Source organism: Nostoc sp. CALU 1950 (assembly GCF_051172895.1).
In the GTDB taxonomy this organism is placed as follows: Bacteria; Cyanobacteriota; Cyanobacteriia; order Cyanobacteriales; family Nostocaceae; genus Nostoc; species Nostoc edaphicum_A.
On the sequence record NZ_JBDNJQ010000073.1, the window covers coordinates 1 to 16,080 of the forward strand.

Genomic DNA, 16,080 nt, shown 5'->3' on the forward strand with positions numbered 1-16,080 from the left:
TTTCAACTAACTATAATTTGGGGAAAATTACAAGACCTTGAAAGGGCTGGTCCTATTTAAGTAGAAAATCTAATATAAAAATAATCCAAATAGTGATGCTCAAGGCTTCCAGTAAAGAGTTTAATCCCCAGATGATCTCGATGATGAATAGCGCTAGCCATACAAAGCCCAGCACCAGCATTGGAATTTCTAGCCAATCTTCCAACTGTTGCAAGACTTCATTACGTTCTCTTTCTAGGGCTTGTTTTTCTGAAAGCTTTGGACTACTCATGAGATTAATTCGTAATTCGTAATTTTAGAGAATTGTCCTTATTGTTTACTAGCAGGGGTTTCTAGTACGTTGACATCAACTAGAGGTGTCACATTAAAGTCCTGTTTCAATAATTGGGTTTGAATTGATTGGGTTAGGCGTGAGCGTATTTCTTCACTAGACGCTGTAACTCCCGGTTGACGCTGCACATAAATAACAGATAGCAAGGTATCCTGCCCTTGAATATTGGATCGTGTAAAGCGGACATTCGACTCGACTAATTTTGCTAAACCAACTTGCTCCACAGTTTTCTGAACTTGGGCGTTGGCACGTTGGGCAAGGCTAGAGCGTTGTAAGTTGGGAGAATTAGAGAACTGCCAAGTTAGTAAACCTGCCAATGCGATGACAGTTATCACTAAGGAAATACCGAATACCCGTTTTTTACCACGCTGATAGCGAGTTCCTTGAGCAGATAGCCCGAATATTCGGAACAACAAAGCTGCTGAAAAGTTAATGCCGCATAGTTGCAAAAACAGTAAGAACAGCCCCGAAATTGCCATGTCCCACCTGCCAACTGCACTAGCCATACCGACAATTCCCGCAGGTGGAGCTAAGGAAGCGGCAACTAACATTCCGGTTGCTGCCCCAGAGACTAAACTACTGCGTTCTGACTGCACCAAGTTGAGCGCCCCTGCTGCTCCGGCTGCCAACGGCAAAATCACTGCTACTGCTGAAACTTGGCTACTTTCTACCATTAAACTGGTGGGAATTTCTTGCTGTAATATCAAGCTCAATAGCCAAGTAGTGGCAATTGTGACTGCTAAAGCGGCAAAATATCGTAAAATACTCCGCCCCAGGAGTTTGCGATCGCCCCATGCAGTAGCGATCGCTGTATTCATTGCCGGGCCTGCAAACGGTGCAATCAGCATTGCCGCCACCAGCAAGTAAGCTGTATTAGTATACAAGCCAATCCAGACTACGAAGCCTGCCAGTGCTGCATAACCAAGAAAGCCTCGCCAAGAACCAACACTTTGCAAACCAGAAAGAAAAATCTCAATCGGACTGCGTTCTTCCACATCTACAACTTGTTGCGGCGCTTCCGATGCAGGGGGTTGCAGAGTCATCACACCAGTTGGTATGAGCGTAATTTGTACTTTGGGCAAGTCTTGCAACTTGTCCAGAACTTTGCCAACTTCTTGATTAGAAAGGTGAACAATCACTACATCAATCGGTTCTTCTGCATTTCCTTCAAATCGAGCTAGATTTGTACCGTTATGAGATTTGGCAATATCGATAACAGCTTTTCCATTTCCCCGTGGTACTTGAATAATAAGTTGACGCATTCTACCCTCCTACCGCTAACCATCTTGTTTTTTCAGACAAGAATTCTACTACCCAAAGAAAGATTTTTTTAAAGATGTATCTCATACTCAATTAACACTTGACTTTTGTCCGTAAAATGGGTACATAGTAAAATAACTGATAGCCAAGGTAGCAAAAAAAGTTATATAAAGAAAATTCCATTAATTTATCGTTTTAGACTTAGATTAAATCTAAATAGTGGAAAAGCCGTGGAGAACTCCGCTATATTTTCCTTCTCGAAAACAAGCTTTAAATTTCATTACTTAGATTTATAACAGTCCCAAATAATTCGTAAAAATTATATCTCTCTTCTTTCTTTGCTTTGCATCCTTCTCTAACGAAACGCTGTGCGTTGGCGGAAGCCTCTCGTAGAGATCGCGGTTCGTTTCCTAATCTATATTTTTCACAACTCAAATAAGATTGCTATAAAATTCTTCTATTAACATAAGCCCTTATTAAAACATTAACGTTGTTAATATTTTCATTGTTGCGTTATCTATACCTAAAGTAATAAGCATAGTCAGTCTTTAGTAGTATTTGAAGCTGCATGATAAATTTCTCCACTAAATTTCCACTATTTTTTAATAACTATTGAAGTATTAGAAATAATGAATAATCGAAAAAATCGGGGGCATGGATCGTGACACAGTTAACTAAGTTTGTTTCAGCAGGTGTATCTTTACTAACTTTAAATTTAATAGTAGTTGCAGTTGGAGCATTAGAAACATCTGCTCAATCTTCCCCTACAACTACCTTTAGTGATGTTCAACCTAATTACTGGGCACAGCCATTTATTCGAGGTTTGGCTGCAAGAAATATTGTAACTGGATATCCTGATGGTACATTTCGACCAGAACAGCCAGTAGACCGAGATGAGTTTGCAGCAATTATTCGTAAAGCTTTTGACCAGCCACCAATTCGCCAGATACAAAGTGGTGCTGTATATAAAGATATTCCTACTAACTATTGGGCTAGTCGTCCCATCGAAGAAGCATATCAACAAGGATTTATGTCGGGTTATCCTGGTGGTTACTTTCGTCCCAATCAATCCGTTTCTAAGGTTGAGGCTATAGTTGCTTTAAACAAAGGTCTGAATCTAACTACTGGTACATCAGCAGTTACTGTGCCCACAGTTACGCAAAGAGTAGTTCCTCAAAAAATCGCACAAAAACCTGTAAAAAGACGTATTTTAATGCCGCTTGCTGTTACTACTCTAATGCAGCCTTTATTCATATCAAAAGCCCAGGCTGTACCAGCTAATGCTGTGAATCTTAACCGTCCTGCGTCATTTATTATTACTAACACTTACGCAGATGCCAATAATATTCCGCAATATGCAGTTGGAGATGTAGCAGCCGCAACTAAAGCAAATATAGTGGTCAACTATCCAAATCCTAAAGTTATTAACCCAAGTAAACCCGCAACTAGAGGAGAGATTACAGCTTTAGTTTATCAAACTTTAGTTTCCCAAGGAAAAATAGAACCAATTGCTATTAATTTACCTGCCAATCAGTATATTGTTCGTACTCCTGTCAACAAACAAAATGCTCAATAATGGAGGTAGTTGATGACTTCCTCAACCAGTGATTCTCAAATGACAGCGCAAGAAGCGCGGTCTGGAACTGAAAAGGCGATCGACCAAAGCTTTCTTTGGGGGACGCGGATACTAGCAATAGGTGTGGCGGGAATTCTGCTATGGATAGCAGGGCAAGTTGCTTGGAATTCAATACCTGCTATTCAACAGCTTGGATTAGAATTTCTCACAACTTCTGCTTGGGACCCTGTAAAGGGCGTTTATGGCGTGCTTCCTATGGCTTATGGCACAGTCGTGAGTTCTCTGATTGCGCTGCTTATAGCTTTCCCGATTGGTGTGGCATGTGCGATCGTCCTGAGCGAAAATTTTTTGCCGTTATCCATTCGGACTCCGCTCACTTTTCTGGTAGAACTGCTAGCAGCTATTCCTAGCGTCGTCTATGGATTGTGGGGCATTTTTGTCTTGATTCCGTTTCTGCAACCTATCGGTGGATGGTTGCACGATAACTTTGGTTATATACCTTTGTTTTCCACGCGATATATTGGCCCAGGTATGTTCCCGGCTGGCATCATCTTAGCGATTATGATTTTGCCCATCCTTGCAACGATCGCTCGCGATTCTCTTGCCGCTCTGCCTAGTGAGTTGCGCTGGGGAGCTTATGGTATTGGAGCTACGCGCTGGCAAGCAATTTTTAGCGTACTCATACCAGCAGCATTTTCTGGCATTATTGGTGGCACAATGTTGGCATTAGGCCGAGCGCTGGGAGAGACAATTGCTGTCACTTTGGTAATTGGTAATAGTAACGATCTAAATTTTTCAATCCTAGCGCCAGCAAATACAATTGCCTCTCTGTTAGCCAATCAATTTGCAGAAGCAGGTGGTTTGCAAAGAGCTTCTTTGTTCTATGCCGGATTAGTGCTATTTGCGATCACACTTATAGTTAACATCGGAGCATATTGGATTATTCAAAAAGTCAAAAAATACTAATTAGTAATTGGTAATTAGTCATTTGCAATTGGCGATTAATTTTGAATGAAAAGCAAACGATCGCTAATAAAGGAGAATATTTTACTATGACAGCTAGTAACCCGGATGGGCATTATGATGAATTTCCCATTCCTAAAATGGAGCGCTCTTACTCTACTCCCAGAACAGCAATTGATTTGGCGCTGACAATATTAGCATTTTTACTGCTAGGTATTGCTCTGCTGCCCTTATTTTTAGTAGTTAGCTTTGTCATTATCAGGGGAGCCAATCGACTCAATCTCGAACTATTTACTGGGTCTATACCAGCAGCGCTGCAACAAGGAGGAGGTATTGCTCCGGCGATTGTGGGAACGCTGATTGTGGTGGGAATTGCTGCTGCCATTAGCATTCCCTTTGGCATTCTCGCAGCAGTCTATTTGTCAGAATTTAGCTCTGGTAGGATAGCTAGGTGGGTTCGTTTTGCCACCAATGTCTTAAGCGGCGTTCCTTCGATCATTGTTGGCATCTTTGCCTATGGAGTAATTGTTGCTACAACAGGTACTTACTCTGCGGTTGCGGGAGGATTTGCCCTTGCCATTCTCATGTTGCCTATTGTGGTACGAACAAGTGATGAATCTTTGCAACTAGTACCGCAAGAGGTACGGTGGGCATCAGTTGGTGTAGGGTCTTCCAACTTCCAGACTGTATTGCAGATAGTACTACCTGCTGCTATGGGAGCGATCGCAACAGGAGTGACTTTAGCGATCGCCCGGGCCGCAGGAGAAACTGCACCTCTGATTTTTACAGCTTTGTTTACCCAATTCTGGCCTCGCGGTATCTGGGAGCCAGTTCCCACTCTATCGGTCTTAATCTACAACTTCGCTGGTTTACCTTATGAAAATCAGCAGGAACTTGCCTGGGCAGCTTCGCTCATTTTGGTGCTGATGATTTTGCTAACTAGTATTCTCTCTCGTTGGGTAGCTAGTAAAACCACATATTAAACTACTGGCGAAAAAACTTTTATGTATCCTTCCAACCTCCTCAATCGTTATGAATTCTAGAAATCAGAATGAAAATCACCAAAACAACAATCCTCCCACCAAGCCAAAGCACGCAGATTCGAGTGAAACGGTTTTACAGGCAAAAAAACTGAGCGTCTACTATGGCGAAACTTTGGCACTGCAAGAAGTTTCAATGGATATCCTGAAAAACAGCGTCACTGCCTTGATTGGCCCTTCTGGTTGCGGTAAAAGTACGCTAATTCGCTGTTTTAATCGGCTCAATGACCTAATTGATGGCTGTCGAGTAGAAGGTAAAGTCATTTACCGTGGGAAAGACCTTTATGGATCAAAAATCGATCCTGTGGCGGTGCGGCGACGGATTGGTATGGTATTCCAAAAGCCAAATCCTTTTCCGAAATCGATTTATGAAAACATTGCCTATGGGGCTAGAATTAATGGCTTCAAAGGCGATATGGATGAATTAGTGGAGCGATCGCTCCAGCGAGCAGCTTTGTGGAATGAAGTCAAAGATAAACTAAAAACCAGTGGTTTGTCGCTCTCTGGCGGACAACAACAGCGTTTATGTATTGCGCGGGCGATCGCACTCAAACCAGAAGTCGTCTTAATGGATGAACCTGCTTCCTCTCTCGATCCAATATCTACCGAGAGCGTGGAAGAACTAATTCACGAACTGAAGCAGGACTACACTATTGTGATTGTGACTCACAATATGCAACAAGCCACGCGCATATCAGATTTCACTGCTTTCTTCAATGCAAAGGCAGGGAAAAATGGTAAGCGATTTGGTTACTTAGTTGAGTACGACAAAACAGAGACTATTTTTGAAAGTCCTCAGGAAGTATTTACTAAACAGTATGTGAGCGGTCGCTTTGGTTAAGGGACAACTGAGTGACCTTTTTTTAATTAAAAATTAAAAGTTAAAAATTAAAAATTAGTGAAGAATAATTTTTAATTAATTTTGGGTTCAAGCCCCAAAAGAATTGCAATTTTTAACTTTACATTTTTAATTTTTAATTGGAGCAAAGCGACTTGACGTTACTGTAAAACCCGAAAGACATCTTATGCTGACTCAACTTTTTCCGATGCAACGAGCTTTTCTTCTATCTTTAGTTGCCATCTCCTTGGGTACTACTGCCTGTCAACCACCAACTGCTGACAATTCTTCACCAAATGCTAACGCGGGTGGTGGTAATGTCTCTCTCGTTGGGGCTGGAGCAAGTTTTCCTGCTCCGTTTTACCAGCGCTGTTTTAATGAGTACAATCAGCAAAATCCTAATATAAGGGTTAGCTATCAATCCGTAGGTAGCGGTGCTGGCGTACAGCAGTTTACACAAGGAACAGTGGATTTTGGTGCTAGCGACGTGGCAATTACCAAAGAAGAAAGACAAAAAATTGAGCGCGGGGCACTGACAATTCCCTTAACTGCGGGAGCGATTGTACTTGCATACAACTTACCTGGTGTAGAAAAGCCTATTAGATTGCCACGGGAAATCTACCCGGCAATCTTTCTAGGAGAAATCAAAAATTGGAATAACCCACAAATTGCTCAAGCAAATCCCGGTGTGAATTTACCCGATTTACCGATTACAGTCGTGCATCGTTCTGATGGTAGCGGTACTACAGCCGTTTTCACAGAACACTTAAGCGAAATTAGCCCCCAATGGAAAAGTAAAGTTGGTGCAAATAAAACTGTAAACTGGCCTGCGGGTGTTGGTTCTAAAGGTAATGAGGGAGTTACTGCTCAGATTCAACAAACCCAAGGTGCAATCGGCTATGTAGAATACGGCTATGCCAAGCAGAATAAGATTCCTTTTGCTGCCTTAGAAAATAATTCAGGCAATTATGTTGTTGCTTCATCCGAGACATCTGCTAATGCGTTGGAGTCAATAGAATTACCAGAAAACTTAGTTTCTTTTGCTAGAGATCCAGAGGGAGAACAATCTTATCCGATCGTAACCTACACCTGGCTTCTAGTTTACGACCAGTACCAAGACCAACAAAAAGCTCAAACTCTGCAAAATGTTGTTGAATATGCATTGAATGAGTGTCAAAAATTCAGCGAAGAGCTAGGATATGTACCCCTGCCAAAAGCGGTTGTAGATAAAATAGAACCTACGGTACAGCAGATTACCAGGAGCATCTCGTCCTAAATGGCTTTGAGATAATTGCTAGTGAAATATCCCCCGACTTATACTAATTCGCTAAAACTTGGTTGGGGTCTGAATCCCCTTCCAAGTTTTCCCAGTCTCCAGTCCCTTTTTCAAGCGACACAATACTCCTACCATCAATAACGAAATATAGGACTCATATTTGATTTCTGAAAAAACTCAGTACAACTAAGAAGCCTTCTTGACTGTTGCCTATTGCCTATTCCCTGCCTACGCAAATCAGTTCAGAAATCAAAGCAGATTCCTATAATTGCTGAATATTTACAGGCTTTATTAACTCCTGCTATAGGAAAAATAGAACCAATTGCTATTAATTACCTGCCAATCAGTATATTGTTCGTACTCCTGTCAACAAACAACTCAACAAGTACGAATTACTCAAAGACTTTGCTAATTTAAAGTCTATAAACTTAGTTACAAGCCTCTATGATCTTATACGGAGGTTTACTTTTGGTTTGATTAACCCAAACTTTTTAAACCCATTAATTCCAGAGTAATGTTTTTTTAGACATTAATATCCTTCTTGAGAAAGAAGGAGTAAAAAATTCTATCTTTACAATTGAAAATATAGATGTTGGAGGAAAAATAATATGGCTTTATATAAACTCGAAGACTTTGCTGGTAACTATGGCGATGCAGATTTTGATAGCCATGAAATTAGGGATTTTGATGTCTATTCAGACATAGATGACGATAAAGTTGGGACTGTCAAACACATCTTGGTGGATGATTCGGGTCATTTCCGCTATTTAGTTGTTGACACAGGTTTTTGGTTCTTTGGTAGACAAGTATTGTTACCAATTGGGCGTTCCCAAATCAGCTATAGCAATAGACGTGTGTATGCTATTGGACTGACGAAGGAGCAAGTAAAAAATTTACCAGATTTTAATGATTTGGAACATGTTGATTACGATTATGAGGAACAGGTGCGTGGAGTTTATCGTACTCCAGTAAGACAAGCACCTTTAAATACATCAACACCTGTAGAGACATCGACACCTCTAGATGCTCCACCAGTCTCTAGAGATCGCAATACATATACGTATGAAGATGAACCAAATCTTTACGATATGAATCAGCAGAATCATCAAAACCTGAAACTATACGAAGAACGTTTAGTTGCCAATAAATCTCGTGTTAAGGCAGGAGAAGTATCTATTGGCAAACATGTTGAAAATCAGACAGCAAGAGTTTCTGTACCAGTTGAAAAAGAACGCGTAATCATTGAACGCACTACTCCAAATGAAGGTGGTAGAACTGTATCGTCTGCTGAAGCTGACTTCCGTAAAGGAGAAGTTACTCGTATGGACATTTATGAAGAAACCCCTGATATTCAGAAGGAAGCCGTTTTGCGTGAGGAAGTGAAAATTAAGAAAGTAGTTGAACAGGATACAGTTGAAGCTGAAGATACTGTTCGTCGTGAGGAATTAGACGTTAATACGAATGATGAGCGGTTGCATGAGAGAAGAAGCTAAACCCGGATTTCTCACCACACCTCTCAAAGCCTGCGCTTGTGCAGGGGAGCAAGGGAGCAGGGGAGCAGGGGAGCAGGGGAGAAATTGCAGTAAGTTTTTCCCCTCTGCCCCTCTGCCCCTCTGCTCCTCCGCCCCTCTGCCCCTCCGCCCCTCCGCCCCATCAAACGCCTGAAGCTTGTGAGAAATCCAGGCTATGGTGGGGCGTAGCCCATCGCCCTCCAACTATTAGGAAATGGCAAAATATTAAAATAAATCAATCCTTCAAGAATACCCGCAGCACCAGGGTAGTGAGCTAGAAAGTTCCAAGGGTAAAGTGTTTTGTAATACCACCACAGAAGTTCCGTTTGGGCATTACCAACGATAATCCCAGCTGATGGCTGTTGAAATAAGCTGATGTCATTTCCAGAACCTCCACAGATAACGGTTGCATCTGATTGCGCTTGCAGCAATTCTTGCAGATATGCAGTTGCTTTACCCTTATTACTGTTCTTGGGTATGATATCAACGTCCCGCCCATTGCTGAAAATTACCTCCACTTGCAATCCAGTAAAAGTTAACAAATCCTGCAAATCATGGATAACCTCAAGTGGCGCATCCATATCTAGGCAAAAGCTTAATTTATAGGGAGTTTGTTCGCTGTCGGGTTGAGGTATCAGTGCTGGAAAGTAACTAGCAATTGTCCAAACTGCATCCTAATTCCAATCTCTTGAAATTTGATTTGCCCAATCTTTTTCTAAAAGCACACCCTGTTGATAAATTTCAGTGCCTACACTAGCGATTAAATAATCGGGTTTCAAAAGTCGTGCTTTTGTTATCAACCGACGACTAGAAGCATAAGAGCGACCAGTAACATAGACTAAGTAAATCTGATTGCGTATAGCTTCTAGCCTTTGGTTTAAAGCAGCAATAGCTCGATTGTTACCAACCAAGGTATTATCTAATTCAATCACCAAAAGCAGTTTCATATTTGCTTGTTTCTACTAAAATAGTACAGTATTGATAAATCTCTTTCCCTCTGCTCTTGTTCGGCTTCGCTCGGCATAAGTCATGGCAAGCCTGCTCTCAGCAACAACTGCGCTCTTGACGATCAGTCTTTAACCGGCAACGATATCATTTAACTGGTTGCCCATTGCACAATGCCATTAGAAAAAGAGTCAATTAATTTTTCTAGAGCTTTAATTTCATTGGATTTCAAAACTTCCGACTTCAATAAATTTTGGATTTGTCTTTCCAAATCTGGAGTTAACTTTCTAGTTTGAATAATTTCTTGAACAAATGTATCAAGTGTCAAAGATTGATAGAGTTCGTGAACTTGGGTGGCAACTCCCTGAGTGCTAAAACGAGACTGAACCCAATTTTGTGCAGCATTGCCATAGCTTTGTTTTAGAGTTGGGTTTTGTAATAGACTATGAATAGCGATCGCCAATGCTTTAGAATCACGAGGAGGAACTAAAAATCCGGTTTCACCATGCACCACCGTATGCTGCAATCCTCCCACATTACTAGCAATTACGGGTGTTCCGGCTGCCATTGCTTCAATCGCCACTAAACCAAAAGGTTCGTAGTAACTCGGTACAACGCAGATATCCCCTGCGGCATAATAAGCAGGTAACAGCGCTTGAGAAATTCGTCCAGTGAAAACTGTAACGGCTTCCAATCCCAGGTCGTTCACCAAAGTTTCAATGCGTTGTTGTTCTTTAAAGTCTGCTCCGTCTTCACGACTACCACCAACTAAATAGAGATGAAATGCTGAAGGCAACAAATTGGCGCAAGCTCTGACTAGGGTTTCAACTCCCTTGCGGGGGTCAAAACGTCCTACATACAAGATTATCTGAGAATCTGGAGCAATTCCCAACTGTTGGCGAGCAACTTCTTTACTGACAGAACCAAAGTGTTCAGTATTAATTCCACAGGGAATGACTTTAATACGACCATGTTGCGAAATTAACTGACGTAAATCTTCCGCTTCTTGAGGGCTAGTGGATATGACATAATCTGCTTGTTCTAAAACTGCCCTCTCTACACAATTACGAATTGCAGCAATCTGCGGCGGATTTTCCACATTGCGGTATTTGACTGCACCTATAGAGTGATAGGTATGAACTTGGGGTAGTCCTAATCGAGATTTAAGTTCTAATCCTACCCAACCAGAAAGCCAATAGTTAGTGTGAATCAAGGCATAGTTGCGCCCTGTTCGTTCTTGAAAATCCAGCCAAGCTTCTACAAATTCGGGTAGGTATTCAAATAAATTATTTCTAGAAATGAATTCTGCTGGCCCAGCATTTAGACGAATAGTGCGACACCCTGGTGCTAATTCCACAATTTCTTCTTGATTGGGGTATTCGCGTCGGGTAAACATATCAACCTGACAGCCGCGTTTTGCTAATGCTAACCCCAATTCTCGCACGTAGACATTTTGACCACCTGCCCCTTCTTTACCAATTTCAGCTGTCGGGTCGCCATGAACTGAAATTAGCGCATAAATGGGTTGAGAATTTGGCGCTTCTGGAGCAGAATTTTCTAAAGATTTAACTAAATTTAAACTAGGAAGAGTATTCATAATCAAAATTAACTATGGTATCTGGTACAAAAATTCACAGCTAGGTAACTTGGAGAAAAAATTATTTATTAAGTTACTTATCATCAAGAGAAACATGTAAAAACCTTCTAGGAAACATAACCGAATGGCTTCTACTTAATTCTTTATTATTTTGAGGGCATTCTGGAAGAGAATCAATTAATAACCGTATTGCTTCATGAATTGATATTTTATGATATCCTGCATAAGCTCTAAGCTTGCGATACTCTTTATTGGTAATAACAATATTGGAAATATTTATTGAAAAATGGGGCATAAAAATTTCCTTAAAACTGAAATAAACTTACCAAAATGCTTTCGTTCCAAGATGTTACATTTTAGAAGTTGAAATATCGGTGAGAAATCGGTGAGAAATCGGTTATTAATAAAAAAATGCTATCTAAATCAATTTCTATTTAATTTAAAAATATCAAATATCTAAGCTAAAACACATCTAATTTGCAGATGGAAATTTTCTCAATATCTTGTGGGGTGGGCAACATTAGCGCCCTGATTATGCAACTTGAATGCTGATTAGCTTATGGTTGCGGTGTCGGAACGACCGTTGGAGGGTTAGTGGATCTTGGTATGACTAACAAATAAAAATATACAGAGCAACTAAATTTATTTATGGTTACTGAGCTTGTTGAAGTATGAGCCTGAAACTGATGAGCAAATTGTTAGCTCTGGATGGACAACCGCGATCGCTATCTATATCCTCAAGGCGATCGCTATTACTGTGAGTCATGATTTTTAGGCGATCGCTCTTTTGCTTTTAATATATCGTATATTAGGTATTGGAGCCTAGATCAAATGTCTAGACTTTTAAACTTCATGTAATTACTACAAGAATTTAACCGTGATTACAAATGCTAGTAGCCTTACCCTTGGCGCTCTCCGTCAAACTTTTGGCTTGAGACTCGACTCTAGCGATCGCTTTTTTGATGAATGGTTAAATAATGCGCCCACTCTAACCGAAGCGGAACTACAAGGACTAGATCGCCTCACTCGAAACTATACCTATCTCAGTCAAGAAGAACCACCTCTCGAAGAAATTGTTAAGCTTGTAGTTATATCACCATTGCTAGATTTAGCAGGTTTCTATCAGTTTCCTTTTTTGGTAAAAGCAGAAGTAAGTACCAATATCGAAGTTGCAGACGAAGCTAATGCTATTGCAGTTCAAGGCAGGATTGATATTTTGGTGATTCAAGATAGTTTTTGGATTTTGGTAATCGAGTCAAAGCCTGCAAGACTAGACGTTACGGCAGGAATTCCCCAAGCACTTACTTCTTTGTTGAGCGCTCCCAACTTACAGTCAAGTTGTTATGGAATGGTTACAAACGGAAGAGAAGTATTGTTTTTGAAATGCGATCGCCACCAAAATGTCCCTCAATATACTAGATCCAATACTTATCGGTTACTTGAAAATACATCAGAACGTATCCAAGTTTTGCAGGGACTTAAACAAATTGGGGCTTATATTGGCGATTTGAGGAGTTAGGCGATCGCTATTACTATGAGACGTGATTTTTAGGCGATCGCTTATCAATTATTTGTCTTTGTGTCGGCACACATTCTGAAAAGAATTGCCAACAACTTATCGGAACTCATCAACAAAGCTTACCATTTTTGCTTGCCTAATCTCGACTAGAAACAGACAAACTTAACGGACTTATCGGTTAGGCATGACGACAATGGCGCAGTCGGTTTGATCGATTTGTTCAACAGCATTTTTTGCATTTATAAATTATCTGTTCTAAACATATAATTGGTAGTCAGAACTTATTTTTTATGCAAATTGGAATGAAAGAAACCCACAATTGATTCTAAAAATAATTTTTCTCTTGCTTCAATGTCGGTCTTTACCCAATCATCACTTGGGTATTTTGAAAGATCATTAACATTAGCAATGGATGAGTCCTTATATTTATTTTTCTTTTGCCCGAAATAACCATTACCAGCTTGGATGTTTAATTTTTTTCCTATAGCCACTTTGTTTCCATATCGCTCCAAATAGACTTTTGCATCTTCGTGATTCCAGCCATTGTAGTTAGTTGCTTGCCAAACACGAGGGAAAATATGTTCAATCTCAAAATTGGAATCAATCTTGTCGCTTTGATTAGGATTTAGATAAGCGTGAAGCAAAATCATGGCGCGAGCAATTTTATAATTAACCGTTTGAGCCAAAGTGGTCGAAAATTCTGAAGAAATTGAAGCGGTTATTGTTAGCGGCTTTCCTTCAAAAATATCAATGCAAAATTGGTAGCATGAGTCCTTTATTGCATTTACGGTTGGCTTCTGAACAAACTCGGAAAACAGAAATGAAACCAAAGTTCCGAGATATTCCGAAAATTTTGTATGAAATGAATCCGAATCTTTATTTTTGAAAAAATATGCGCTCGTAACATATTTCCAGTATTCGTTTGGGTAATGGTTAAGGCAATGAAGATATTTAAACGACTGGCGAGAAATAAACTCTCGCCCCTGAAATTTCGATTCGCCTTCTCTCACAGTTAGCCAAAATTCTGCAAGCTCTTGCAATTCTTTCATTAAATCAGTTTGCTTTAATTTTTTGAATTTATTGTCAACGCCAGCATAAAATTTTCTTAGACCGATTTCCTTTGTCCTATCACCGTTTCTGCCGCGAATAACGTGTGAATAATTTCGGAAGAGAGCATCCAGGCTCATCCCTGCGTCATCGACTGTTTCAGTAAGCTCTCTCCATAAAGAAGTGAATTCTGATTTTTCCTGGGCAGTAGTCTTAGTACGATAAAGTTGAGCTTTAAAAATGTCGGAATCCGAAAGCGGCATTCCTCGGTCGTTTAGGGTTGAAAATATGGTCAATGCGGTGTCTAGTTTTTCGCAATCAATTGGAAGTATAATGCAATTCTTTAAAATGGAAACACAAAATGCCTGCCAATGAATTGGATTATTCATTGCGTATTCTTCACACATTGAAAAAAAATAATGATAATTCTTTGAATAAAGGTCGGTAGCGTTTGGCTTTGATTTTCCTGACCGAAGAATCGCATGAAATACTTCATTGTCAGATTCGGTTGCAACCCGTGATTCTATGTGGATTAAATTGGTGTCAGAGACTCTTCCTGAAATAGGATTAACGTCCCAAATACATGGCGCAATTTGATTCTTGAGTCCAGTAATATTGTCGTCTTCAATTGCACTGTTTTCCAATTTTGAATAGAATGCCCTAAGAAGAAGCAAGAGTGAGGTGATACGCTGTTGCCCATCGATAACTTCAATTTCAATCTTTCCAGATTCATCATTTTTACAAGTGACAACCGTGCCTAGATAATACTCCTCACTTCCCATTCTTTCTTCAAAGAAACCAGTAAGATCCTGCCATAGAATTTCGCATTTTTCTAAATCCCATTTATATGGTCGTTGATAATCAGGAATAATGAATTTTGTTCCCTGCATTTCAGAAAATAGGCTACTTATACTTTTTTTCGTGACGTTAAGTTCCGCCATATTTTACTCCTTAAAAAATTATTCCTTCTGAACCCTGATATGATATTATCCTATGTCTTTGTAACACAACCACATAAGATATCGACCAATCGCCTCAATTATCTAACTGCTAGAGGTTTTGCTGATAACTGTAATAACAAGGAAATAGGCGATCGCGTAACATAGAATTATAACTGACTTCAAAATGGCAAATTATATGCTAAAAGCAAATATACGCGACAACCAAGAGCTTTCTCAGCTAATCCAACAAGCCAACTCTAAGCGAGAAGCGATCGCCTTAGTCCAAGAAGGGCAACCAAAAGCAGTAGTTATCTCAGTTGCTCCCGACTTAATGAATTCTCGACATTTAAAAAGCTGGTTTACTAATTGCTTTTAGATAAAAATTAAAATTCCCCAAGTCAATAATTAAATTGATTTGGAGAATAATAGTGTTCTAGTGTAAAAGAAGAGGTTAATTTCAGTAATGTAATTGCAGTTTAACAATCATTTGTAAAGATAAGAGGTAAATATCGGGTAGAAATCGGGTATTTTCCTAAAGCTGCTTTAAGCGATAGCCTAGTCCATGAACTGTCTCAATAAAATCATCAGCAGCACCTACATCTTTAAGTTTATACCGTAAACTCTTAATGTGAGACTTAACAGTTTCTTCGCTCGGAGGATCATCAAGTGACCAGATGCGCTCAATAATTCCGGCTCGACTTAGCACCCGCCGACCACTAGAAACCATTAGTTCTAAAAGAGCAAATTCTTTAGGTGTTAGATGTAAAGGCTGGTCAGCATAAGTGACTTCATAAGTGCTGGAATTTAAACGCAAACTACCCCAACCAAAATCTGAAGAAGATGTTGCGGCACTATTGCGGCGCAACAGTGCGCGAACACGAGCCATTAACTCTGGCATTTCAAAAGGTTTGACCATATAATCATCTGCCCCAGCATCCAACCCGGTAATTTTGTCACCAAGGGTATCGCGTGCTGTTAACATGAGTATAGGTATTGCAATGTTACGCGATAAGGTATGCCTTGATGTAGGCGATCGCAAGCGTTGACAAAAACTCACACCATCCAGTTTGGGTAAGGTAACATCTAACACTACTAAATCATATTCCAATACTTTAATGCAATCCCATGCTTCCTCTCCATCTTGGGCTATATCTACCACATATTGGCGGTCAGTCAGGGCTTCCATCAGCATCTCTGCTAACTGGATATCATCTTCAACTACCAAAATCCGCATTG

The 16,080-nt window shown here is 40.2% G+C and carries 12 protein-coding genes and 2 pseudogenes; 8 read left to right on the forward strand and 6 right to left on the reverse strand.

Annotated features, from left to right (window positions below):
• Window positions 1–55 precede the first annotated feature (55 nt).
• Both ABF638_RS19930 and ABF638_RS19935 read right to left on the reverse strand, forming a co-directional pair.
• A pseudogene (locus ABF638_RS19930) lies at window positions 56–271 on the reverse strand (potassium channel protein); the annotation flags it as partial.
• A gap of 38 nt (window positions 272–309) precedes the next feature.
• The gene (locus ABF638_RS19935) at window positions 310–1,593 is read right to left on the reverse strand and encodes a DUF389 domain-containing protein (protein ID WP_435024731.1); all 1,284 of its coding nucleotides are present in this window, start codon (window positions 1,591–1,593) and stop codon (window positions 310–312) included.
• A 659-nt stretch (window positions 1,594–2,252) separates the two neighbouring features.
• Between ABF638_RS19935 and ABF638_RS19940 the strand changes: the two genes are divergently transcribed.
• The 6 genes from ABF638_RS19940 (at window position 2,253) to ABF638_RS19965 (ending at window position 8,777) form a co-directional block, all read left to right on the forward strand.
• Window positions 2,253–3,167 (forward strand): S-layer homology domain-containing protein, encoded by a 915-nt coding sequence (locus ABF638_RS19940; RefSeq protein WP_435024732.1) that lies wholly within the window; start codon window positions 2,253–2,255, stop codon window positions 3,165–3,167.
• Between the two features lie 12 nt (window positions 3,168–3,179).
• Complete coding sequence (gene pstC / locus ABF638_RS19945) at window positions 3,180–4,133, forward strand: phosphate ABC transporter permease subunit PstC (protein ID WP_435024733.1); 954 nt, start codon at window positions 3,180–3,182, stop codon at window positions 4,131–4,133.
• Between the two features lie 86 nt (window positions 4,134–4,219).
• Window positions 4,220–5,113, forward strand: a complete 894-nt coding sequence (pstA, locus tag ABF638_RS19950; protein ID WP_435024754.1) for a phosphate ABC transporter permease PstA — start codon at window positions 4,220–4,222, stop codon at window positions 5,111–5,113.
• Window positions 5,114–5,156: 43 nt separating this feature from the next.
• On the forward strand, window positions 5,157–6,011 hold the full coding sequence (pstB, locus tag ABF638_RS19955) for a phosphate ABC transporter ATP-binding protein PstB (protein WP_435024755.1): 855 nt from the start codon (window positions 5,157–5,159) through the stop codon (window positions 6,009–6,011).
• A gap of 184 nt (window positions 6,012–6,195) precedes the next feature.
• Complete coding sequence (gene pstS / locus ABF638_RS19960; protein WP_435024734.1) at window positions 6,196–7,284, forward strand: phosphate ABC transporter substrate-binding protein PstS; 1,089 nt, start codon at window positions 6,196–6,198, stop codon at window positions 7,282–7,284.
• 608 nt (window positions 7,285–7,892) lie between these two features.
• On the forward strand, window positions 7,893–8,777 hold the full coding sequence (locus ABF638_RS19965) for a DUF2382 domain-containing protein (RefSeq protein ID WP_435024735.1): 885 nt from the start codon (window positions 7,893–7,895) through the stop codon (window positions 8,775–8,777).
• Between the two features lie 191 nt (window positions 8,778–8,968).
• On the opposite strand, the pseudogene ABF638_RS19970 reads toward ABF638_RS19965, so the two are convergent.
• Window positions 8,969–9,742, reverse strand: a pseudogene (locus tag ABF638_RS19970) (sucrose-phosphate phosphatase).
• 149 nt (window positions 9,743–9,891) lie between these two features.
• Window positions 9,892–11,337, reverse strand: a complete 1,446-nt coding sequence (locus ABF638_RS19975) for a glycosyltransferase (protein ID WP_435024736.1) — start codon at window positions 11,335–11,337, stop codon at window positions 9,892–9,894.
• An 877-nt stretch (window positions 11,338–12,214) separates the two neighbouring features.
• On the opposite strand from ABF638_RS19975, the gene ABF638_RS19980 reads away from it, so the two are divergent.
• Complete coding sequence (locus ABF638_RS19980; protein WP_435024737.1) at window positions 12,215–12,856, forward strand: type I restriction endonuclease subunit R; 642 nt, start codon at window positions 12,215–12,217, stop codon at window positions 12,854–12,856.
• Window positions 12,857–13,137: 281 nt separating this feature from the next.
• Here the strand turns inward: ABF638_RS19980 and ABF638_RS19985 are convergent, their stop codons facing one another.
• Window positions 13,138–14,844, reverse strand: a complete 1,707-nt coding sequence (locus tag ABF638_RS19985; RefSeq protein ID WP_435024738.1) for a DUF262 domain-containing protein — start codon at window positions 14,842–14,844, stop codon at window positions 13,138–13,140.
• 196 nt (window positions 14,845–15,040) lie between these two features.
• Between ABF638_RS19985 and ABF638_RS19990 the strand changes: the two genes are divergently transcribed.
• Window positions 15,041–15,220, forward strand: coding sequence for a hypothetical protein (locus ABF638_RS19990; RefSeq protein WP_435024739.1), 180 nt, complete (start codon window positions 15,041–15,043; stop codon window positions 15,218–15,220).
• A gap of 156 nt (window positions 15,221–15,376) precedes the next feature.
• Here the strand turns inward: ABF638_RS19990 and ABF638_RS19995 are convergent, their stop codons facing one another.
• On the reverse strand, window positions 15,377–16,078 hold the full coding sequence (locus tag ABF638_RS19995; protein WP_435024740.1) for a response regulator transcription factor: 702 nt from the start codon (window positions 16,076–16,078) through the stop codon (window positions 15,377–15,379).
• Window positions 16,079–16,080 lie beyond the last annotated feature (2 nt).